Source organism: Enterobacter sp. DTU_2021_1002640_1_SI_PRY_ASU_LCPMC_013 (assembly GCF_032389435.1).
GTDB classification, from domain to species: Bacteria; Pseudomonadota; Gammaproteobacteria; order Enterobacterales; family Enterobacteriaceae; genus Enterobacter; species Enterobacter hormaechei_C.
In genome coordinates this window covers 240,734-262,748 of record NZ_CP135594.1, presented here as the reverse complement: position 1 = coordinate 262,748, position 22,015 = coordinate 240,734, and the positions used below count along the sequence as shown (strand labels likewise).

Genomic DNA, 22,015 nt, shown 5'->3' with positions numbered 1-22,015 from the left:
ATGTTACGTATTGCCGACAAAGTCTTTGATTCACATCTGTTTACCGGAACCGGAAAATTCGCCTCCCCGCAACTGATGGTGGATGCCATTCGTGAAAGCGGCAGCCAGCTGGTGACGCTGGCGATGAAGCGCGTGGATCTGCGTCAGCACAACGATGCCATACTTGCGCCGTTACTGGAGGCAGGCGTGACGCTCTTACCGAATACCTCCGGTGCGAAAACGGCCGAGGAAGCAATTTTCGCTGCGCAACTGGCGCGGGAAGCGCTCGGCACCCGCTGGCTGAAGCTGGAAATTCATCCGGACGCCCGCTGGCTGTTGCCCGATCCGATCGAAACCCTGAAAGCGGCAGAGAAGCTGGTGCAGCAGGGATTCACCGTTCTGCCCTACTGTGGTGCCGACCCCGTGCTCTGTAAGCGTCTGGAAGAGGTCGGCTGCGCGGCCGTAATGCCGCTGGGCGCCCCCATTGGCTCCAACCAGGGGCTGGAGACCCGCGCGATGCTGGAAATCATTATTGAGCAGGCGACCGTGCCCGTGGTGGTGGATGCGGGCATCGGCGTACCCAGTCACGCCGCGCAGGCGCTGGAGATAGGGGCCGATGCGGTGCTGGTCAATACCGCGATTGCGGTGGCCGACGACCCGGTGATGATGGCGCGTGCGTTCCGCCTTGCCGTGGAGTCCGGTCTGCTGGCTCGGCAGTCCGGCCCCGGCTCGCGCAGTGTTCAGGCGCAGGCCACCAGCCCGCTGACCGATTTTCTGGAGGCGCTCTGATGGCTACCTTTACCGATCGCTGGCGTCAGCTTAACTGGGACGATATTGCCTTACGCATCAACAGTAAAACCTCTGCGGACGTAGAGCGGGCATTAACAGCCAAACATTTGACGCGCGAGGATTTGATGGCCCTGCTTTCTCCGGCAGCCAGCGCGTACCTTGAACCGATGGCCCAGCGCGCGCAACGCCTCACCCGCCAGCGCTTTGGCAACACGGTGAGCTTTTACGTGCCGCTCTATCTTTCTAATCTGTGCGCCAATGACTGCACCTACTGTGGTTTCTCCATGAGCAACCGTATTAAGCGTAAAACGCTGGATGAGCATGAGATCGCCCGCGAGTGTGCGGCTATTCGTGAGATGGGTTTTGAACATCTCCTGCTGGTGACGGGTGAACATCAGGGCAAAGTGGGGATGGACTATTTTCGCCAGCATCTTCCGGCCATCCGCCGCGAATTTGCCTCGTTGCAAATGGAAGTGCAGCCTCTGTCGCAGGAGGAATATGCGGAGCTGAAAACCCTCGGGCTGGACGGCGTAATGGTTTATCAGGAAACCTACCATGAGGCGACCTATGCCCGGCATCACCTGAAAGGGAAGAAGCAGGATTTCATCTTCCGGCTGGAAACGCCGGACAGGCTGGGGCGCGCCGGTATCGATAAAATTGGGCTGGGCGCGCTTATCGGTCTGTCCGACAGCTGGCGGGTGGACTGCTATATGGTGGCGGAGCATCTGCTGTGGCTACAGCAGCACTACTGGCAAAGCCGCTATTCCATCTCTTTCCCGCGACTGCGTCCCTGTACGGGAGGCGTTGAACCCGCCTCGCTGATGGATGAGCGCCAGCTGGTGCAAACCCTGTGTGCATTTCGCCTGTTCGCGCCGGAAGTGGAATTGTCGCTCTCCACGCGTGAATCCCCCGCGTTTCGCGATCGCGCGATCCCGCTGGCGATCAATAACGTCAGCGCCTTTTCCAAAACGCAGCCGGGCGGTTACGCGGACGATCACCCGGAACTGGAACAGTTTGCACCGCACGACGGGCGACGGCCCGAAGCGGTGGCGGAAGCCCTGACTGCACAGGGGCTACAGCCGGTGTGGAAAGACTGGGATAGCTGGCTGGGAAGAGCCTCGCATTAGTGCTGAAACTGTCTGCAAAAATGCGAAAAGGTTACGAGGCGGCTCGTAAGATCATAACCGGGCGATTGAGGCGATCTGCCCGGTTTTCTTATGCTTAACCACGTCAGCAACGGACGCTGACCAGGGTGAAAATGCTTCTTCCTCGTTTCGCCCTGCCCTCCGCCTCTTAAACAAAATTCAATTGATACAATAAATACGTCGTTTCTTATCTACGCTTAAGATAAATCATCTCGTCGGTAATCGCCTTCTGTATAATTTACTACCAGCAACCGGACAGCGACTATGCTGAGGGTATCGACAGACGCAACGCGTCTACCATCTGGATTGATGTACAACTCATGGCACTCCACAGTAAAAAGCTCTCTTTTACCCGGCCAATTATGGTCAGCTTCGCGGGGATCCTGTTCAGTTTCGCGCTGATCGCCGTCCTGGTCGTCCTTTCACAGAGAAAGGATTTTCTTGAGGATTATCATAAGATTAATGGTAACTTCACCCATAATCTGGCGGTGAACTATACCGAATCCATCCTGCGAGAAAATGACTATATTCTTGGTCGCGCTTCGATGTACTTCGCCCGTAACGACAGAGTGAATCAGACAATAAATATCGATCCGACACACGGTTTGCAGATGTTGATGCATTTGCAGAACCTGATGCCGACGGTGTCGTCTATCTCTCTGGCGGACACAGAAGGGCACCATCTGCGCGCGCCGGAAGTGCTGCCAACGGAGAAAAGTAAGTCGTTCGACGCCAGAACCCGCCCATGGTTTGTCGGGCAAGCGGAAGCCAGCAACTTTCCTCACTACACCCGCCCCTATCTGGACTATTTCACCCAACATCCTACGGTCACCCTCTATAAGCCGGTCATTTCACCGGAAGGCCGTCTGAAGGGCACGCTCGCTTTCCATCTTGATTTAACGTCCATGGGGTATACCCTGCGCCAGATGGTGGCGCCGGTTCAGGGTGAGTTTTTTGTCGTGGAGCGTGACGGCGCCGTTGTGCTGCATCCGGACACGGGGGCGCTCTTTAAGCAGTACGTAAGCGAAGCGCTGATGGACAAAATGACCAGCGGCGAAGGCCATCTTTTCGACCCCAAAAGTAAAACCTGGTATTACTACTACTCTTTCACCAATCCGGACTGGTTTGTGATTTATCGGGTCTCCGATGCCACGCTTACCGTCATCACCCGGCATGAAACCACCGTCGTCGGCTGGGGATTTGCGCTGGCGGCAATCATCATCATTTTGTTCGGACTTTACCTTCGTCATGCCTCGCGTTCTGTGCTGATGAACATTATCAACGCCATCAAAACCGGCGACGTCAACCAGGCACCACGCCTTGAGGCGATGCTCAGCCATACCATTCGAACCAATAAAGAACGCGAGCTGGCCTATGTCCGTCAGGCCACCCATGATGCGCTGACAGGCTGCAAAAATCGCCGTGCGTTCGATAACGATGTGGATGAGCTGCTGACCGCTCATCAACCCTTCGTTCTGGCGCTGATCGACATCGATAACTTCAAATCCATTAACGACACCTGGGGCCACCTGAGCGGGGATATTGTGCTGCGCAACGTGGCGCGGGAAGGTATTCAGATCATGCAGCCGCACCACGTTTCCGTTTACCGCTACGGTGGAGAAGAGTTCGGCGTGATATTCCCGGCCGAGCTGATGAACTCCGCGCACGCGCTACTGGAAGCCTGGCGCACCGCCGTTGAAAAGCGGACCTGGCGGGAAGAGAACCTGCGAGTGACCTTCAGCGCCGGGATGGGAGAGTGGCACTTCGAACCGCTGGAACAATTTATCGGTAGCGTAGATGAAGCGCTGTATACCGCTAAACAACAGGGTAAAAACCGCATCGTAAGCACGGCCAGCCGATAATACCCTTCCTCAAATTCTGCCCGATCTGATGGGCAGAATGCTCTCCGCTGTAAAATTGTAACCGGTTTCAGAAAAATGCCGATTTCTTTGTGATGCCTGACACACAATCGCGGTAAAGCGGTTGTTGAAGCGGTCTGCACGGGATAATTATCAATAAACACATGTAGATCGAGGCTGACTATGAAGAACATCGTTTTATGCTGTGCAGCGGGAATGTCAACCAGCATGCTGGTTCAACGTATGAAAGATGCCGCGCAGAAAAAAGGAGTCGAAGTAACCATTAAAGCCGTTCCGGTCGCGGAGTTTAAAGATAACATCGCGACGGCTGATATCGTATTACTGGGGCCACAGGTTAAATACGAACAGGCAAAACTCCAGGCGCAGGCCGATCCGCTCGGAAAAAAGGTTGCGGTCATCGACATGATGGATTACGGCATGATGAAAGGTGATGCCGTACTGGAAAAAGCGCTCAAACTTCTGGAGTCATAATGGAAGACTTAGAAACCACGATTATGGAACTGCTGGTCAACGCAGGCGCAGCGCGCAGCGCGGCCCTGACGGCGTTACAGATGGCGCGAAAAGGCGACTTTGATGAAGCCGAGAAAGCGATGGAAGAATCGCGTGAATATGTGAAACATGCGCATACGATCCAGACGCAGCTTATCGGTCTTGATGAAGGGACCGGGAAACTTCCGGTTAACCTGATCACCGTTCACTCTCAGGATCACCTGATGAACGCGATGGTTATTCAGGATCTGGCGGGCGATATGATTGAGCTTTATCGACGTATCCCGTTAGTGAACTGAAGACATACAGATGTAAAAAAACCCGCCGAGGCGGGTTTTTTATTTACGGCATCAACGATTACTCGTTGTCGGAACCGCCCAGACCTGCGTTCAGCAGTTCTGCAAGGCTCGCGGATGCATCTTCGGCAGTCACCTGCGGTGCAGCTGGCAGTTCGCCCGCTGCGCGACGACGCATACGATCCTGGTGGTACGCATAACCGGTACCGGCCGGGATCAGACGACCCACGATAACGTTCTCTTTCAGACCGCGCAGTTCATCACGTTTACCTGCAACAGCCGCTTCGGTCAGGACACGAGTGGTTTCCTGGAACGATGCAGCAGAGATGAAGGACTCGGTTGCCAGAGACGCTTTGGTGATACCCAGCAGATCGCGTGCGAAGGTCGCACCGATTTTGCCGTTCGCTTCCAGATCGCGGTTAGCGATCTTAACGCGTGAGTATTCAACCTGCTCGCCTTCCAGGAAGTCGGAGCTGCCCGCGTTTTCGATGGTTGCTTTACGCAGCATCTGACGAACGATAACTTCAATGTGTTTATCGTTAATCTTAACGCCTTGCAGACGGTATACGTCCTGTACTTCGTTAACAATGTAACGGGTAACAGCATGCACACCACGCAGACGCAGGATGTCGTGCGGCGCTTCTGGACCATCGGAAACCACGTCACCACGTTCTACGCGTTCACCTTCGAACACGTTGAGCTGACGCCACTTAGGAATCATCTCTTCGTACGGCTCGCTGCCATCTACTGGCGTAATAACCAGGCGGCGCTTACCTTTGGTCTCTTTACCGAAGGAGATGATACCGCTGATTTCAGCCAGGATCGCAGGCTCTTTCGGACGACGTGCTTCGAACAGGTCCGCAACGCGTGGCAGACCACCGGTGATGTCCTTGGTACCGCCGGATTCCTGAGGAATACGCGCCAGGGTGTCACCAGAGCTGATCTGTACGCCATCTTCCAGCTGTACAATCGCTTTACCCGGCAGGAAGTACTGCGCAGGCATATCGGTACCCGGGATCAGAACGTCGTTACCCTGAGCATCAACGATTTTCAGTGCAGGACGCAGATCTTTACCGCCGGTAGTACGTTCAGCAGAATCCAGAACCACCAGAGAAGACAGACCGGTCAGCTCGTCGGTCTGACGAGTAATGGTCTGGCCGTCGATCATGTCAGTGAAGCGGATGAAACCACTTACTTCGGTGATAACCGGCATGGTGTGTGGGTCCCAGTTTGCAACGGTTTCACCGCCGGCAACCTGCTCGCCATCACCTTTCGCCATAACCGCACCGTAAGGCACTTTATAGCTCTCTTTGGTACGACCGAATTCGTCGATCAGCTTCAGCTCGGTGTTACGGGAAGTGATAACCAGTTTACCGCTGGAGTTCACAACCGACTTCGCGTTGCTGAGCTTGATGCTACCTTTGTTTTTCACCTGGATGCTGGATTCAGCAGCCGCACGAGATGCCGCACCACCGATGTGGAACGTACGCATCGTCAGCTGTGTACCCGGCTCACCGATGGACTGTGCCGCGATAACGCCGATAGCCTCACCTTTGTTGATGATGTGGCCACGCGCCAGGTCACGACCGTAGCAGTGCGCACACACACCAAAGTCGGTGTCACAGGATACAACGGAACGCACTTTCACGGAGTCAACAGAGTTCGCTTCCAGCAGGTCACACCACTGTTCGTGCAGCAGGGTGTTGCGTGGAACCAGAATGTCTGCGGTGCCCGGCTTCAGAATGTCTTCCGCGGTCACACGACCCAGTACGCGATCGCGCAGCGGCTCTTTAACATCACCACCCTCGATAACCGGGGTCATGGTGATACCTTCGAGGGTGCCACAATCGTCTTCGGTGACGACCAGATCCTGCGCAACGTCAACCAGACGACGCGTCAGATAACCGGAGTTCGCCGTTTTCAGTGCGGTATCCGCCAGACCTTTACGCGCACCGTGCGTGGAGATGAAGTACTGGAGTACGTTCAGACCTTCACGGAAGTTCGCGGTGATTGGCGTTTCGATGATGGAGCCATCTGGCTTCGCCATCAGACCACGCATACCTGCCAGCTGACGAATCTGTGCCGCAGAACCACGCGCACCGGAGTCGGCCATCATGTAGATGCTGTTGAAGGAGACCTGCTGCTCTTCTACGCCGTCACGGTTAATCACGGTTTCGGTTTGCAGGTTATCCATCATCGCTTTAGATACACGATCGTTCGCCGCAGCCCAGATATCGATAACTTTGTTGTAACGTTCGCCTGCGGTTACCAGACCAGACTGGAACTGCTCCTGAATCTCAGCAACTTCAGCTTCCGCTTCAGAGATGATCTCGTGTTTCTTCTCTGGGATGACCATGTCATCGATACCAACAGATGCACCTGAACGCGCTGCATAAGCAAAGCCGGTGTACATTGTCTGGTCAGCGAAGATTACGGTCGGCTTCAGACCCAGAATGCGGTAACAGGTGTTCAGCATTTTGGAGATCGCTTTCTTGCCCAGCGCCTGGTTGACGATGGAGAAAGGCAGACCTTTCGGTACGATCATCCACAGAATGGCACGGCCAACGGTCGTGTCTTTCAGGCTGGTGTGCGCAACGAACTCGCCGTTTTCATCTTTTTCGTATTCGGTGATACGCACTTTAACGCGCGCATGCAGAGAGGCCAGGCCAGCGCGATAAATACGCTCAGCTTCTTTCGGGCCAGTCAGCACCATGCCTTCGCCTTTGGCGTTAACACAGTCACGGGTCATGTAGTACAGACCCAGTACAACGTCCTGAGAAGGAACGATGATAGGTTCACCGTTCGCTGGAGACAGGATGTTGTTGGTAGACATCATCAGCGCACGCGCTTCGAGCTGGGCTTCCAGCGTCAGCGGTACGTGAACAGCCATCTGGTCACCATCGAAGTCGGCGTTATAGGCCGCACAAACCAGCGGGTGCAGCTGGATCGCTTTACCTTCGATCAGGACTGGCTCAAAGGCCTGGATACCCAGACGGTGCAGAGTTGGTGCACGGTTCAGCAGTACCGGGTGTTCGCGGATCACTTCGTCCAGGATATCCCAAACGACAGCTTCTTCACGCTCAACCATTTTCTTCGCGGCTTTGATGGTGGTGGCGAGGCCACGCAGTTCCAGCTTACCGTAGATGAACGGTTTGAACAGCTCCAGTGCCATCTTCTTCGGCAGACCGCACTGATGCAGACGCAGGTATGGACCTACGGTGATTACAGAACGACCGGAGTAGTCAACACGCTTACCGAGCAGGTTCTGACGGAAACGACCCTGCTTACCTTTGATCATGTCGGCCAAAGATTTCAGAGGACGTTTGTTAGAACCGGTGATCGCACGACCACGACGACCGTTATCCAACAGGGCATCGACTGCTTCCTGAAGCATACGTTTTTCGTTGCGTACGATGATGTCCGGCGCAGCCAGATCCAGCAGACGTTTCAGACGGTTGTTACGGTTGATCACGCGACGGTACAGATCGTTCAGATCCGACGTTGCGAAACGACCACCATCCAGCGGAACCAGCGGACGCAGATCTGGCGGCAGAACCGGCAGAACGGTCAGGATCATCCACTCTGGTTTGTTACCAGACTGAACGAACGCTTCCAGCAGTTTGATACGCTTGGTCAGCTTTTTACGCTTGGTTTCGGAGTTGGTTTCGTTCAGCTCTTCGCGCAGAGTTTCACACTCTTGCTCCAGATCCATGCTCTTCAGCAGGGCCTGGATAGCTTCCGCACCCATCTTCGCGTCGAATTCGTCACCGAACTCTTCCAGCGCGTCCAGATACTGTTCTTCGGTCAGGATCTGGTTACGTTCCAGATTGGTCATCCCGCCTTCGATAACCACATAAGATTCGAAGTACAGAACACGTTCGATATCGCGCAGCGGCATATCCAGCAGCAGACCGATACGGGACGGCAGAGATTTCAGGAACCAGATGTGAGCGGTCGGAGACGCCAGCTCGATGTGGCCCATACGCTCACGGCGTACTTTGGTCTGGGTCACTTCAACGCCGCACTTCTCACAGATCACACCACGGTGTTTCAGGCGCTTGTACTTACCGCACAGGCACTCGTAATCTTTTACTGGCCCGAAAATACGCGCACAGAAAAGGCCGTCACGCTCAGGTTTGAACGTACGGTAGTTAATGGTTTCCGGCTTTTTAACTTCACCGAAAGACCATGAACGGATCATGTCTGGCGAAGCCAGAGCAATTTTGATCGCATCAAACTCTTCGGTTTTAGTTTGCGCTTTCAGAAACTTTAATAAGTCTTTCACGGATTTGCTCCCGTCGGAGTTAGCACACTCTGCTGTCGGGCGTTAACCCGACAGCAGTGACCTGTTTGAGCGAGAATTACTCGTCTTCCAGTTCGATGTTGATACCCAGCGAACGAATCTCTTTCAACAGTACGTTGAAGGATTCTGGCATGCCCGGTTCCATCTGATGGTTGCCGTCTACGATGTTCTTATACATCTTAGTACGACCGTTCACGTCATCAGACTTAACGGTGAGCATTTCCTGCAAGGTGTATGCTGCGCCGTATGCTTCCAGCGCCCACACTTCCATCTCCCCGAAGCGCTGACCACCGAACTGAGCCTTACCACCCAGCGGCTGCTGAGTAACCAGGCTGTAAGAACCGGTAGAACGAGCGTGCATCTTGTCGTCGACCAGGTGGTTCAGTTTCAGCATGTACATGTAACCTACGGTTACCGGACGCTCGAACTGTTCACCGGTACGGCCGTCAAACAGCGTAATCTGACCAGATGTTGGCAGACCACCCAGTTGCAGCAGCTCTTTAATTTCAGCTTCTTTTGCACCGTCGAATACCGGCGTTGCAATTGGCATACCTTTGCGCAGGTTCTCTGCCAGACGCAGCACTTCTTCATCGCTGAAGGTGTTCAGGTCGACTTTCTGACGAACGTCGGTACCCAGATCGTAGGCACGCTGGATGAACTCGCGCAGTTTCGCGACTTCCTGCTGCTGTTTCAGCATGGCGTTGATCTTATCGCCGATACCTTTCGCAGCCATACCCAGGTGGGTTTCCAGAATCTGACCGATGTTCATACGAGACGGTACGCCCAGTGGGTTCAGTACGATATCTACCGGCGTACCGTTAGCATCGTGCGGCATATCTTCGATCGGGTTGATCTTAGAGATAACACCCTTGTTACCGTGACGACCTGCCATCTTATCACCAGGCTGGATCTGACGTTTAACAGCCAGATACACCTTAACAATCTTCAGCACGCCTGGTGCCAGATCGTCGCCCTGAGTGATTTTACGGCGTTTCGCTTCGAGTTTTTTCTCGAACTCGTGTTTCAGTTCGTCATACTGCTCAGCCAGCTGTTCCAGCTGATTCTGTTTCTCTTCGTCGGTCAGGCCCAGTTCCAGCCAGCGATCGCGTGGCAGTTTGTCGAGCTTCTCAGCTTCAACGCCACCGGCAACCAGCACCGCATAGATACGGCTGAACAGACCTGCTTCGAGGATTTGCAGTTCTTCAGACAGGTCTTTCTTAGCCTGTTTGAGCTGCATCTCTTCGATTTCCAGCGCACGCTTATCTTTCTCAACGCCGTCACGGGTGAAGACCTGAACGTCGATAACCGTACCGGAAACACCGTTTGGTACGCGCAGAGAAGAGTCTTTAACGTCAGACGCTTTCTCACCGAAGATAGCACGCAGCAGTTTCTCTTCTGGCGTCAGCTGGGTTTCGCCTTTCGGCGTGACCTTACCAACCAGAATGTCACCGCCGGTCACTTCCGCACCGATGTAAACAATACCGGATTCATCCAGTTTAGAGAGCGCAGCTTCACCCACATTAGGGATGTCGGCAGTGATCTCTTCTGGCCCCAGCTTGGTGTCACGGGACACACAGGCCAGTTCCTGAATGTGGATGGTGGTGAAACGATCTTCCTGAACCACACGCTCGGAGACGAGGATGGAGTCTTCGAAGTTGTAACCGTTCCACGGCATGAACGCTACGCGCATGTTCTGACCGAGCGCCAGTTCACCGAGGTCGGTGGACGGACCGTCTGCCAGCACGTCGCCGCGCTCAACTGGCTCACCCAGAGACACACATGGCATCTGGTTGATACAGGTGTTCTGGTTAGAACGGGTGTATTTGGTCAGGTTGTAGATGTCGATACCCGCTTCGCCCGGATACATCTCGTCTTCGTTAACTTTGATAACGATACGGGATGCGTCAACGTACTGAACGGTACCGCCACGCTTAGCAACTGCTGTAACACCAGAGTCAACGGCAACAGCACGTTCCATACCGGTACCAACCAGCGGCTTATCAGCACGCAGAGTTGGAACGGCCTGACGTTGCATGTTCGCACCCATCAATGCACGGTTGGCGTCATCGTGTTCCAGGAACGGGATCAGGGACGCACCGACGGATACCACCTGCTGGGTGGATACGTCCATGTAGTCAACCTGGTCGCGGCTGAACAAGCTGGATTCGCCTTTGCTACGGCAGGTAACCAGATCTTCTACAAAGTGGCCTTCGTCATCCAGGTTGGAGTTCGCCTGAGCGATAACGTAGTTGCCTTCTTCAATAGCAGACAGGTAATGAATTTCGTCAGTAACAACACCGTCGGTCACTTTACGATACGGGGTCTCGAGGAAACCGTATTCGTTCGTCTGTGCGTACACGGACAGGGAGTTGATCAGACCGATGTTTGGACCTTCAGGCGTTTCGATTGGACATACGCGACCGTAGTGAGTCGGGTGTACGTCTCGAACTTCAAAGCCTGCACGTTCACGGGTCAGACCGCCCGGGCCGAGTGCGGAGATACGACGTTTGTGCGTGATCTCAGACAGCGGGTTGTTCTGGTCCATGAACTGAGACAGCTGGCTGGAACCGAAGAACTCTTTCACTGCCGCAGAAATCGGCTTCGCATTGATCATATCCTGAGGCATCAGGGTATCCAGATCGCCCAGAGACAGACGCTCTTTCACCGCACGCTCTACACGTACCAGGCCAACGCGGAACTGGTTTTCCGCCATTTCGCCTACGGAACGGATACGACGGTTGCCGAGGTGGTCGATATCGTCCACTTCGCCTTTACCGTTACGGATATCGATGAGCTTCTTCATCACTTCAATGATGTCGTCTTTGCTCAGGATACCGGAACCTTCGATCTCGTCGCGCAGCAGAGAACGGTTGAACTTCATACGACCAACCGCGGACAGATCGTAGCGGTCTTCGGAGAAGAACAGGTTCTCGAACAGGCTTTCAGCCGCTTCGCGAGTTGGTGGCTCACCAGGACGCATCATGCGGTAGATTTCGACCAGCGCGCTCAGACGATCGTTGGTTGGGTCGACGCGTACAGTCTCAGAGATGTACGGACCGTGGTCCAGATCGTTGGTGAACAGCGTTTCGATACGTTTGTGGCCAGACTGGCTCAGCTTAGCCAGCAGATCCAGGCTCAGCTCCATGTTCGCCGGGCAGATCAGCTCGCCAGTTGATTCATCAACGTAATCTTTCGCGGCTACTTTTCCTGCAATGTATTCAACCGGAACTTCGATGTGTTTGATATCATCTTTTTCCAGCTGGCGGATGTGGCGCGCGGTGATACGGCGACCTTTTTCCACATACACTTTGCCGTCGGCTTCGATGTCGAACGACGCGGTCTCACCACGCAGACGTTCCGGCACCAACTCCATCTGCAACTTGTTGTCGCGGATTTCAAAGATCACTTTCTCAAAGAACAGGTCCAGGATCTGCTCAGTGGTATAGTTCAGTGCACGCAGGATGATGGTTGCAGGCAGCTTACGACGACGGTCGATACGGACAAACAGGTTGTCTTTTGGATCGAATTCGAAGTCCAGCCATGAACCACGGTAAGGAATGATGCGTGCGTTATACAGTACTTTACCGGAAGAGTGCGTTTTACCTTTATCGCTGTCGAAGAAGACGCCCGGGCTACGGTGCAGCTGGGAAACGATAACACGCTCAGTACCGTTGATAACAAAAGTACCGTTGTCCGTCATGAGTGGAATTTCACCCATGTAGACTTCTTGTTCTTTAATGTCTTTTACGGTGCCTTCCGGCGCTTCGCGCTCGTAGATCACCAGACGCAGTTTTACGCGCAGCGGTGCGGAATAGGTCACGCCACGGATCTGACATTCCTGAACGTCAAACACCGGTTCGCCAAGGCGGTAGCTGACGTACTGCAGCTCGGAATTACCGCTGTAGCTCTGAATCGGGAACACGGAACGGAAGGCTGCTTCCAGGCCGTACTGCCCTTCAGGATCTTGCTCGATAAACTTCTGGAACGAGTCAAGCTGGATAGAAAGGAGATATGGAATGTCCAGAACTTGTGGACGTTTACCAAAATCCTTACGAATACGTTTTTTCTCGGTATAGGAGTAAACCATAGGGTTCCTCAGCTCGCTGACAAGTCGACCCATCTGTCCGACGAAGGGACAGTTTGTGCAACACCATTTTGTGGACCGGAAAATTGAATACTTTCCGCAATACCTGTTGCTATCACGCTTAAACCATTTCATTGCGATTTACACAGAGCGAGCACCCTGTCGCAGTATATTAAGTCGTCGATAGAAACAAGCATTGTCAGGACAACCAGCAGTCAAACAGTGTGAAATGCTGCTGATGCCTTACAGCGCAAAAAGGCTGGTGACTAAAAAGTCACCAGCCATCAGCCTAATTCCTTAGGCTGCAACCAGAAAAGTTGGCTTATTTAACTTCAACTTCAGCGCCAGCTTCTTCCAGAGATTTTTTCAGTGCTTCTGCGTCGTCTTTGCTCACGCCTTCTTTCAGCGCAGCTGGAGCAGATTCTACCAGGTCTTTAGCTTCTTTCAGACCCAGGCCAGTTGCGCCACGTACTGCTTTGATTACAGCAACTTTGTTCGCGCCAGCAGCTTTCAGAATTACGTCGAATTCAGTTTTTTCTTCAGCAGCTTCAGCCGGGCCCGCAGCTACAGCTACAGCAGCAGCAGCAGAAACACCGAATTTTTCTTCCATTGCAGAAACCAGCTCTACAACGTCCATTACGGACATAGCTGCTACTGCTTCAATGATTTGATCTTTAGTGATAGACATTTAAATTGTTCCTGAAAATCAGAATAAGTTTATACGTAAGCAAATGCTTTATAAAGATAACTGCGATTAAGCAGCTTCTTTCGCATCGCGTACAGCAGCCAGAGTGCGAACCAGTTTGCCAGCCGCAGCTTCTTTCATGGTTGCCATCAGGCGTGCAATTGCTTCTTCGTAGGTCGGCAGGGTTGCCAGGCGATCGATTTGCGATGCCGGGATCAACTCACCTTCAAAGGCTGCAGCTTTGACCTCAAATTTTGCATTCGCTTTCGCGAACTCTTTGAACAGACGAGCAGCAGCGCCCGGGTGTTCCATAGAGTATGCAATCAGGGTCGGACCAACAAACGTGTCTTTCAGGCACTCGAACTGAGTACCTTCAACTACGCGACGCAGCAGGGTGTTACGAACAACACGCATGTATACGCCAGCTTCACGACCTGCTTTACGCAGTTCAGTCATTTTGTCTACAGTAACGCCACGGGAATCCGCAACTACTGCAGACAGCGCGCCTTTGGCTACTTCGCTGACTTCAGCAACAATCGCTTGTTTGTCTTGAAGATTTAAAGCCATTAGCTTTGCTCCTGGATGTTTGCCGGAACTCATGTTCCGGAACTCACTTCACTCAACCCAACGGGAAGAGCGTCTTAATACGGTGAGCAGAAACAAGCCAGAGTATTTAAAATAATCTTAGCGTTCTGTCACCGTCTACGCAGGGGATTAAGTTTCTTGCGAAACACCTGCGGTCTTCGACGGAGGCCTGGATAGGCCAGGCTCCAACGAACAATTCTTTTAGCCGCTAACTTTTGTTAGCAAACGTGGGGGTAAGATTGTAGACAAAATCACCGCCCACGTAAAGGCATTAGTTTGCAGCAGCGCTCAGGCCAGCCTGGTCAACTGCAACACCTGCACCCATGGTGGTGGAGATGCTAACTTTCTTGATGTACACGCCTTTCGCCTGAGTTGGTTTTGCTTTTTTCAGCGCAACCAGCAGAGCTTCCAGGTTTTCTTTCAGTTTGTCAGCGTCAAAGTCCACTTTACCGATGGTGGTGTGGATGATGCCGTTTTTGTCGTTACGGTAACGAACCTGACCTGCTTTAGCGTTCTTAACCGCTTCAGCAACGTTAGGGGTTACAGTACCCACTTTCGGGTTTGGCATCAGACCGCGTGGACCCAGAACCTGGCCCAGCTGGCCAACAACGCGCATTGCATCTGGAGAAGCAATAACAACGTCAAAGTTCATTTCGCCTTTCTTGATCTGATCAGCCAGATCTTCCATACCTACCAGTTCAGCGCCGGCAGCTTTAGCAGCTTCAGCGTTTGCACCCTGAGCAAATACAGCTACGCGTACGGAACGGCCAGTACCGTGTGGCAGTACAGTTGCACCACGAACGTTCTGATCGGATTTACGAGCGTCGATGCCCAGGTTAACGGCAACGTCAACGCTTTCAACGAACTTAGCAGTTGCCAGTTCTTTCAGCAGAGCGATAGCTTCGTTGATGTCGTACTGTTTGGTCGCATCAACTTTGTCACGGATCACGGACATGCGCTTGGTCAGTTTAGCCATTTCTTAGTCCTCCACTACCAGGCCCATGGAACGTGCAGTACCTTCGATGGAGCGAGTCATCGCTTCAATGTCGGAACCAGTCATGTCGGCAGCTTTGGTCTGCGCGATTTCCTGCAACTGAGCGCGGGAAATTTTACCCACTTTGTCTTTGTTCGGCTTACCGGAACCAGACTTGATGCCCGCTGCTTTCTTCAGCAGAACTGCTGCTGGAGGGGTTTTGGTAACGAAAGTGAAAGAACGGTCAGCGTAAACAGTGATTACAACTGGGATTGGCAGACCTTTTTCCATGGATTCAGTTTTGGCGTTGAACGCTTTACAGAATTCCATGATGTTCACACCCTGCTGACCCAGAGCTGGACCAACTGGTGGACTTGGGTTCGCCATACCTGCTGCAACCTGCAGCTTGACGTAGGCTTGTACTTTCTTAGCCATTCTAAAATCCTCTGATTGGGTAATAACGCCTCGGAGAGGCTCCCCGTGAATAAAATTCGTTTTACGGGTCGGGACCCATAAAAACAAAAGGCGCGAAATTGTATTCCAATCTCGCGCCCTGTGCAACGATTAAATCGTCGCTTTTTTGATCGCTGCTTAGGCTTTTTCTACCTGAGCAAAGTCCAGCTCTACCGGGGTCGCACGACCAAAGATAGAAACGGAAACTTTCAGGCGGGACTTCTCGTAGTCCACTTCTTCGACGACGCCATTGAAGTCAGCAAACGGACCGTCGTTAACACGAACCATCTCACCCGGTTCAAACAGCGTTTTCGGACGCGGTTTATCACCAACCTGCTGGAGGCGGTTCATAATCGCATCAACTTCTTTGTCGCTGATTGGCGCCGGACGGTCAGATGTGCCGCCGATAAAGCCCATCACGCGTGGTACGCTGCGCACCAGGTGCCAGCTCGCGTCGTTCATCACCATCTGAACCAGCACGTAACCTGGGAAGAATTTACGCTCGCTTTTGCGACGTTGGCCGCCACGGATCTCAACCACTTCTTCGGTCGGAACCATAACTTCGCCAAATAACTCTTCCATATTGTGTAATTTGATATGCTCACGCAGCGACGTAGCTACGCGGCCTTCAAAACCGGAAAACGCCTGAACGACGTACCAGCGCTTTTTAGGGGCTTCAGACATCTCAGAACCTCAGGCCAGTGATAAAGGATACCAGGCGAACCAGAATACCATCCAGTCCCCACAGGATCAGTGACATTACAGCGGTTACCGCCGCTACAATCAGCGTGGTGTGCAATGTTTCCTGGCGAGTCGGCCAAATGACCTTGCGGACCTCGGTACGCGCTTCGCGGGCAAACGCAACGGTCGCTTTGCCTTTCGTCGTCAACAGCGCGACACCACCCGCCGCAGCAATCAGAATTACCACTGCAAGCGCGCGTAGCGGCAGCATCATGTCACGATAAAGATAGTTGCCGACAATCGCCACAATCAGCAGCACGGCTACAACTACCCATTTCATCGCTTCCAGGCCGCGCCCGCTCCCTTGAGCTTCGGTATTCGCACTCATAAACCAACCTGTCAGAAGTATTCTACAAACATTTTCACCCCGCGTGTGCGAGGCAAACCAATCGAAATGCTATTCGCTTTTCGTATTATACGCTCTCCGCAGAGCCTGTCTCAGCAATGATTATGACAAAATTAATCACTGATGAGCCAGGTTCTGATGTGAAAGCGTGCAAAAAGGGCATCAAATGATGCCCTTTTATTGCGCATTGCGTCAAATGTTATCAGCGATTAGCCGAGAACTTTAGCAACAACGCCCGCGCCAACGGTACGGCCGCCTTCACGGATTGCGAAACGCAGACCGTCGTCCATCGCGATTGGGTGGATCAGCGTCACAACCATCTTGATGTTGTCGCCTGGCATTACCATCTCTACGCCTTCTGGCAGTTCGATGGTACCGGTCACGTCAGTTGTACGGAAGTAGAACTGTGGACGGTAGCCTTTGAAGAACGGAGTATGACGGCCGCCTTCGTCTTTGGACAGAATGTACACTTCAGATTCGAACTTGGTGTGTGGCTTGATTGAGCCTGGCTTCGCCAGAACCTGACCGCGTTCGATTTCTTCACGTTTGATACCACGCAGCAGAACACCAACGTTCTCACCAGCACGGCCTTCGTCCAGCAGTTTGCGGAACATTTCAACGCCAGTACAGGTAGACTTCGCAGTCTCTTTGATACCAACGATTTCAACTTCTTCACCTACTTTGATGATACCGCGCTCTACACGACCGGTAACAACGGTACCACGACCGGAGATGGAGAATACGTCTTCGATTGGCAGCAGGAATGGCTTGTCAATCGCACGCTCTGGTTCTGGGATGTAAGAATCCAGGTAGCCAGCCAGTTCGATGATTTTCGCTTCCCACTCTGCGTCGCCTTCCAGCGCTTTCAGCGCGGAACCACGAACGATTGGAGTGTCGTCGCCTGGGAAATCGTACTGAGACAGCAGTTCACGAACTTCCATCTCTACCAGTTCCAGCAGCTCTTCGTCATCAACCATGTCGCATTTGTTCAGGAACACGATGATGTAAGGAACGCCTACCTGACGACCCAGCAGGATGTGCTCACGAGTCTGAGGCATAGGGCCGTCAGTCGCAGCAACAACCAGGATCGCGCCGTCCATCTGCGCAGCACCGGTGATCATGTTTTTAACATAGTCGGCGTGGCCTGGGCAGTCTACGTGTGCGTAGTGGCGAGTCGGGGTGTCATACTCAACGTGAGAGGTGTTGATGGTGATACCACGAGCTTTTTCTTCTGGTGCGTTATCGATCTGGTCGAAAGCACGAGCAGCACCGCCGTAGGTTTTAGCCAGTACGGTAGTGATTGCAGCGGTCAGCGTTGTTTTACCATGGTCAACGTGGCCGATAGTACCGACGTTAACGTGCGGTTTTGTACGTTCAAACTTTTCTTTAGACATCGATTGTCCCTCTAAGACACGGATAAATCGGTGATATCACCACATCAACCAGGCGAAAATGCCTGAACTGTTGAATACATTTACATTGAAACAGAGAGAAAGGGAGGGAGAAGTGAAGTGGTGCTGATACCCAGAGTCGAACTGGGGACCTCACCCTTACCAAGGGTGCGCTCTACCAACTGAGCCATATCAGCACGTATTGGAGCGGGCAGCGGGAATCGAACCCGCATCATCAGCTTGGAAGGCTGAGGTAATAGCCATTATACGATGCCCGCATCCTGAAACTCGGCTACCCAGTTCTTTCTGTAACAAAAAAAGAGATTTCTCTCTTTTCTGTTCGAGCTGGTCAATTTTTCCAACCAGCTCCGGCGGCGTTGACGCTGCCAGAAAGTGGTGGTGGGGGAAGGATTCGAACCTTCGAAGTCTGTGACGGCAGATTTACAGTCTGCTCCCTTTGGCCGCTCGGGAACCCCACCGGACTTGATGGTGCCGACTACCGGAATCGAACTGGTGACCTACTGATTACAAGTCAGTTGCTCTACCTACTGAGCTAAGTCGGCATCAAGTAGCGCGCATTCTATGGAGACCTGCGCAGTCATGCAACTAAAAAATTGCATAAAACGTTCTTTCGCTCACATTTTATTCGAAACCTGGGCTAACCGCTGTAAATTCATCCGTTCACGGTTAAAAATTCAACATGAACGCCTGATTTCGGCATGCTATAGCCCCAGGTGATGCCTGCCCGGTTAAGCATCGCTTTCCCATATTTTTTCTTATTATTCCTCTCATCTGGTGTTAACCTCCTGCCCATTGTCCAAAATTAACTATGTGATGAGCCCGCACCCGCCGTTTCGTGATGGTTCACAGAAGCATGCTTATGAGCAAAAAAGAGCAAACGTTAATGACGCCCTATCTTCAGTTTAACCGTAGCCAGTGGGCAGCCCTGCGTGACTCCGTCCCTATGACACTGACGGAAGGTGAAATCGCACGGCTAAAAGGGATAAACGAAGATCTCTCCCTGGAAGAGGTGGCAGAAATCTATCTCCCCCTCTCTCGCTTGCTTAACTTCTATATCAGCTCCAATTTGCGTCGTCAGGCCGTACTGGAACAGTTCCTCGGCACGAACGGTCAACGTATTCCTTATATCATCAGTATTGCGGGCAGCGTGGCAGTGGGTAAAAGTACCACCGCGCGCGTGCTACAGGCGCTGCTGAGCCGCTGGCCGGAACACCGCAGTGTGGAGTTGATCACCACCGACGGCTTCCTGCATCCCAACGAGGTGTTGAAAGAACGCGGCCTGATGAAGAAGAAGGGCTTCCCGCTCTCTTATGATATGCACCGCCTGGTAAAGTTTGTCTCTGATTTGAAATCGGGCGTACCTCACGTTACCGCGCCGGTATACTCGCATCTGATCTACGACCGCATCCCGGATGGCGACAAAACGGTTGTGCAGCCCGACATCCTGATTCTGGAAGGCTTAAACGTCCTGCAAAGCGGGATGGATTATCCTCACGATCCACATCATGTGTTTGTCTCTGACTTTGTCGATTTCTCAATTTATGTCGATGCGCCGGAAGATTTGCTGCAACGCTGGTATATCAACCGCTTCCTGAAGTTCCGCGAAGGCGCGTTCACCGACCCGGATTCCTACTTCCACAACTACGCCCAGCTCTCTGAAGAAGAGGCTATCAGCGTGGCGACCGGGCTGTGGAATGAGATCAACTACGTCAACCTCAAAGAGAACATCCTGCCGACGCGCGAACGTGCAAGCCTGATCCTCACCAAGAGTGAGAAACACGCCGTTGACCAGATTCGTTTACGGAAGTAGACCTCAGACGTAAAAAAACCGGCTTATCGCCGGTTTTTTTCTTTATGCCTGCGGCTTTTCGCCGTTTTCATCCTGATCGACCGCGAAGCAGGCCACCAGCTGTCCGCCATAATCCTTCAGTTGTGGCTGCAACTGCGTGCACGGGCCGAAGCGGCGACGGCAGCGGGCGTTGAACGCACATCCCGGCGGCGGGTTAAGCGGGCTTGGCAACTCGCCGGTCAGCTTAATGCGCTCCCGGCGGTCATCCGGGTTCAGTCTCGGCGTTGCAGACAGCAACGCCTGCGTATACGGATGACGCGGGTTAGTAAAGATCTGATCTTTCGTCCCCTTCTCCACGCAGCGTCCCAGATACATCACCATCACCTCATCGGCAATGTGCTCAACCACGGACAGGTCATGGGAGATGAAGACGTACGACAGTCCCAGATCCTGCTGTAAATCCATCATCAGGTTAAGCACCTGCGCGCGAACGGACACGTCAAGCGCTGAGACCGGCTCATCGGCAATCACCACGTCCGGGTCAAGCATCAGCCCACGGGCGATGGCAATACGCTGACGCTGACCGCCAGAGAACATATGCGGGTAGCGATCGTAATGCTCGGTTTTAAGCCCCACCTTCGCCATCATCGCCAGCGCTTTTTCACGACGCTGCTCTTTGCTCAGATTGCTGTTAATCAGCAGCGGCTCTTCCAGAATCTGCCCCACTTTTTTACGCGGGTTTAAAGAACCGTACGGGTTCTGGAACACAATCTGGATTTTCTGGCGACGTAGCTTCTGCGCCTGCGGATCGTGCTTGAGAAGATCCTGGCCCTGATAGTAAAGCTCGCCGCCGGTTGGCGTTTCGATCATCGTCAGCAGACGGCCCAGCGTGGATTTTCCACAGCCCGACTCCCCGACGACCGCCAGCGTTTTACCGCGTTCAAGGCTGAAGGAGACGCCGTCCAGCGCTTTTACCAGGCGCTCGGGGGCAAAAATCCCCTTCTTCACCGGGTAATGTTTTTTCAGGTCGATAGCCTGCAACAGCGGCTGTTGCGTGGTGGCCTCGTGCGTACTCATAGTGTTGGCCTCCCGGCATCATCGAGTGGGTAGTGGCATTTTGACTGCCGACCATCGTCCAGCAGATTCAGCTCTGGCTCCTCGGCACGGCATTTATCCGTCGCATACGGGCAGCGCGGATTCAGCAGGCAGCCCTGCGGACGGTCATATTTACCCGGAACCACACCCGGCAGTGACGCCAGACGCGCTTTGTCCTGGGCAAACTCCGGCAGCGCGCGCAGTAACGCCTGCGTATACGGATGACGCGGCGCGCGGAAGATATCGTGCGAACTTCCGGTCTCCACCACCTGACCCGCGTACATCACGATGATTTTGTGTGCCGCTTCCGCCACCAGCGCCAGGTCGTGCGTAATCAGCACCAGCGCCATATTCTCTTTCTGCTGCAACTCCAGCAGCAGCTCGATGATTTGCGCCTGGATGGTCACGTCCAGCGCGGTAGTTGGTTCATCCGCAATCAGCAGTTTTGGTCGACAGGCAATCGCCATGGCGATCATCACGCGCTGGCTCATGCCGCCGGAAAGCTGATGCGGGTAAACGTCCAGACGCGATGCCGGATCGGGAATACCCACCTGCGTCAGCAGATCGATAGCACGCTGGCGACGGGTTTTCTTGTTGCCGCCCTGATGCACCTTAATGGCTTCCATAATCTGGAAACCCACGGTGTAGCACGGGTTCAGGCTGGTCATGGGGTCCTGGAAGATCATCGCCACTTCCGCGCCCACCAGCTGGCGGCGCTGTTTTTCGGAAATGCGCTTCAGATCCTGACCGTTGAACTCCAGATTTTCCGCCATCACGCGGCCGGGGTAGTCAATCAGCCCCATAATCGCCAGCGAACTCACTGACTTACCGGAGCCCGACTCTCCTACAATCCCGACCACTTCGCCCTGATTTACGCTGTAGCTGATACGGTCCACGGCGCGAAACGGTGTGCCTTCGTCGCCAAAGTGCACGGATAATTTATCTACATTTAATAACGCCATCTCGTGCCT

The 22,015-nt window shown here is 53.4% G+C and carries 17 protein-coding genes and 4 tRNA genes; 6 read left to right on the top strand and 15 right to left on the bottom strand.

The features are described from left to right. The 5 genes from thiG (at position 1) to RS584_RS01265 (ending at position 4,581) form a co-directional block, all read left to right on the top strand. Positions 1–768, top strand: coding sequence for a thiazole synthase (gene thiG, locus RS584_RS01285; protein ID WP_015569972.1), 768 nt, complete (start codon positions 1–3; stop codon positions 766–768). Beyond that, positions 768–1,895 (top strand): 2-iminoacetate synthase ThiH, encoded by a 1,128-nt coding sequence (thiH, locus tag RS584_RS01280; RefSeq protein ID WP_193042387.1) that lies wholly within the window; start codon positions 768–770, stop codon positions 1,893–1,895. The genes thiG and thiH overlap by 1 nt, the downstream gene beginning before the upstream one ends. Before the next feature lie 338 nt (positions 1,896–2,233). Further along, positions 2,234–3,775 (top strand): sensor domain-containing diguanylate cyclase, encoded by a 1,542-nt coding sequence (locus RS584_RS01275; RefSeq protein ID WP_315748808.1) that lies wholly within the window; start codon positions 2,234–2,236, stop codon positions 3,773–3,775. A 180-nt stretch (positions 3,776–3,955) separates the two neighbouring features. Beyond that, positions 3,956–4,264 (top strand): PTS sugar transporter subunit IIB, encoded by a 309-nt coding sequence (locus RS584_RS01270; protein WP_010425948.1) that lies wholly within the window; start codon positions 3,956–3,958, stop codon positions 4,262–4,264. Beyond that, positions 4,264–4,581, top strand: a complete 318-nt coding sequence (locus tag RS584_RS01265) for a PTS lactose/cellobiose transporter subunit IIA (protein ID WP_003862327.1) — start codon at positions 4,264–4,266, stop codon at positions 4,579–4,581. The genes RS584_RS01270 and RS584_RS01265 overlap by 1 nt, the downstream gene beginning before the upstream one ends. A 58-nt stretch (positions 4,582–4,639) precedes the next feature. Here the strand turns inward: RS584_RS01265 and rpoC are convergent, their stop codons facing one another. From rpoC to RS584_RS01200, 13 genes are all read right to left on the bottom strand, one after another. Next, on the bottom strand, positions 4,640–8,863 hold the full coding sequence (gene rpoC / locus RS584_RS01260) for a DNA-directed RNA polymerase subunit beta' (protein WP_017384083.1): 4,224 nt from the start codon (positions 8,861–8,863) through the stop codon (positions 4,640–4,642). 76 nt (positions 8,864–8,939) lie between these two features. Beyond that, positions 8,940–12,968 (bottom strand): DNA-directed RNA polymerase subunit beta, encoded by a 4,029-nt coding sequence (gene rpoB / locus RS584_RS01255; RefSeq protein WP_015569976.1) that lies wholly within the window; start codon positions 12,966–12,968, stop codon positions 8,940–8,942. Between the two features lie 319 nt (positions 12,969–13,287). Next, complete coding sequence (gene rplL / locus RS584_RS01250) at positions 13,288–13,653, bottom strand: 50S ribosomal protein L7/L12 (protein ID WP_002445276.1); 366 nt, start codon at positions 13,651–13,653, stop codon at positions 13,288–13,290. A gap of 66 nt (positions 13,654–13,719) precedes the next feature. Then, a complete protein-coding gene (gene rplJ / locus RS584_RS01245) occupies positions 13,720–14,217 on the bottom strand; it encodes a 50S ribosomal protein L10 (protein ID WP_003862338.1) in 498 nt (165 codons plus the stop codon). Between the two features lie 289 nt (positions 14,218–14,506). Continuing rightward, positions 14,507–15,211, bottom strand: a complete 705-nt coding sequence (gene rplA / locus RS584_RS01240; protein WP_006810530.1) for a 50S ribosomal protein L1 — start codon at positions 15,209–15,211, stop codon at positions 14,507–14,509. Positions 15,212–15,214: 3 nt separating this feature from the next. Continuing rightward, positions 15,215–15,643 carry a 50S ribosomal protein L11 gene (gene rplK, locus RS584_RS01235; RefSeq protein WP_003862340.1) on the bottom strand — a complete coding sequence of 143 codons (429 nt, stop codon included), beginning with the start codon at positions 15,641–15,643 and terminating at the stop codon, positions 15,215–15,217. Positions 15,644–15,799: 156 nt separating this feature from the next. After that, on the bottom strand, positions 15,800–16,345 hold the full coding sequence (nusG, locus tag RS584_RS01230) for a transcription termination/antitermination protein NusG (RefSeq protein ID WP_003862341.1): 546 nt from the start codon (positions 16,343–16,345) through the stop codon (positions 15,800–15,802). 1 nt (position 16,346) lies between these two features. Continuing rightward, complete coding sequence (secE, locus tag RS584_RS01225) at positions 16,347–16,730, bottom strand: preprotein translocase subunit SecE (RefSeq protein ID WP_003862342.1); 384 nt, start codon at positions 16,728–16,730, stop codon at positions 16,347–16,349. 227 nt (positions 16,731–16,957) lie between these two features. Beyond that, on the bottom strand, positions 16,958–18,142 hold the full coding sequence (gene tuf / locus RS584_RS01220) for an elongation factor Tu (RefSeq protein WP_014885484.1): 1,185 nt from the start codon (positions 18,140–18,142) through the stop codon (positions 16,958–16,960). A gap of 118 nt (positions 18,143–18,260) precedes the next feature. Further along, positions 18,261–18,336 (bottom strand) — tRNA-Thr (locus RS584_RS01215). Between the two features lie 6 nt (positions 18,337–18,342). Then, positions 18,343–18,417: transfer RNA gene (locus RS584_RS01210), tRNA-Gly, on the bottom strand. Positions 18,418–18,533: 116 nt separating this feature from the next. Continuing rightward, positions 18,534–18,618, bottom strand: a tRNA-Tyr gene (locus tag RS584_RS01205). 8 nt (positions 18,619–18,626) lie between these two features. Continuing rightward, positions 18,627–18,702, bottom strand: a tRNA-Thr gene (locus RS584_RS01200). Between the two features lie 317 nt (positions 18,703–19,019). Between RS584_RS01200 and coaA the strand changes: the two genes are divergently transcribed. Continuing rightward, a complete protein-coding gene (coaA, locus tag RS584_RS01195) occupies positions 19,020–19,970 on the top strand; it encodes a type I pantothenate kinase (RefSeq protein WP_015569977.1) in 951 nt (316 codons plus the stop codon). A gap of 42 nt (positions 19,971–20,012) precedes the next feature. Here the strand turns inward: coaA and dppF are convergent, their stop codons facing one another. Beyond that, on the bottom strand, positions 20,013–21,026 hold the full coding sequence (gene dppF, locus RS584_RS01190; protein ID WP_017383568.1) for a dipeptide ABC transporter ATP-binding subunit DppF: 1,014 nt from the start codon (positions 21,024–21,026) through the stop codon (positions 20,013–20,015). Next, entirely contained in the window at positions 21,023–22,006 is a 984-nt protein-coding gene (gene dppD / locus RS584_RS01185) for a dipeptide ABC transporter ATP-binding protein (RefSeq protein ID WP_315748807.1), read from the bottom strand. The genes dppF and dppD overlap by 4 nt, the downstream gene beginning before the upstream one ends. Between the last annotated feature and the right edge of the window lie 9 nt (positions 22,007–22,015).

Coding starts and splice junctions, on each gene's coding strand:
- rplK (WP_003862340.1), bottom strand. CDS start 15,643: ATGGCTAAGAAAGTACAAGCCTACGTCAAGCTGCAGGTTGCAGCAGGT.
- RS584_RS01275 (WP_315748808.1), top strand. CDS start 2,234: ATGGCACTCCACAGTAAAAAGCTCTCTTTTACCCGGCCAATTATGGTC.
- thiG (WP_015569972.1), top strand. CDS start 1: ATGTTACGTATTGCCGACAAAGTCTTTGATTCACATCTGTTTACCGGA.
- thiH (WP_193042387.1), top strand. CDS start 768: ATGGCTACCTTTACCGATCGCTGGCGTCAGCTTAACTGGGACGATATT.
- dppF (WP_017383568.1), bottom strand. CDS start 21,026: ATGAGTACGCACGAGGCCACCACGCAACAGCCGCTGTTGCAGGCTATC.
- rplA (WP_006810530.1), bottom strand. CDS start 15,211: ATGGCTAAACTGACCAAGCGCATGTCCGTGATCCGTGACAAAGTTGAT.
- rpoB (WP_015569976.1), bottom strand. CDS start 12,968: ATGGTTTACTCCTATACCGAGAAAAAACGTATTCGTAAGGATTTTGGT.
- nusG (WP_003862341.1), bottom strand. CDS start 16,345: ATGTCTGAAGCCCCTAAAAAGCGCTGGTACGTCGTTCAGGCGTTTTCC.
- RS584_RS01265 (WP_003862327.1), top strand. CDS start 4,264: ATGGAAGACTTAGAAACCACGATTATGGAACTGCTGGTCAACGCAGGC.
- secE (WP_003862342.1), bottom strand. CDS start 16,730: ATGAGTGCGAATACCGAAGCTCAAGGGAGCGGGCGCGGCCTGGAAGCG.
- rplJ (WP_003862338.1), bottom strand. CDS start 14,217: ATGGCTTTAAATCTTCAAGACAAACAAGCGATTGTTGCTGAAGTCAGC.
- dppD (WP_315748807.1), bottom strand. CDS start 22,006: ATGGCGTTATTAAATGTAGATAAATTATCCGTGCACTTTGGCGACGAA.
- rplL (WP_002445276.1), bottom strand. CDS start 13,653: ATGTCTATCACTAAAGATCAAATCATTGAAGCAGTAGCAGCTATGTCC.
- RS584_RS01270 (WP_010425948.1), top strand. CDS start 3,956: ATGAAGAACATCGTTTTATGCTGTGCAGCGGGAATGTCAACCAGCATG.
- coaA (WP_015569977.1), top strand. CDS start 19,020: ATGAGCAAAAAAGAGCAAACGTTAATGACGCCCTATCTTCAGTTTAAC.
- tuf (WP_014885484.1), bottom strand. CDS start 18,142: ATGTCTAAAGAAAAGTTTGAACGTACAAAACCGCACGTTAACGTCGGT.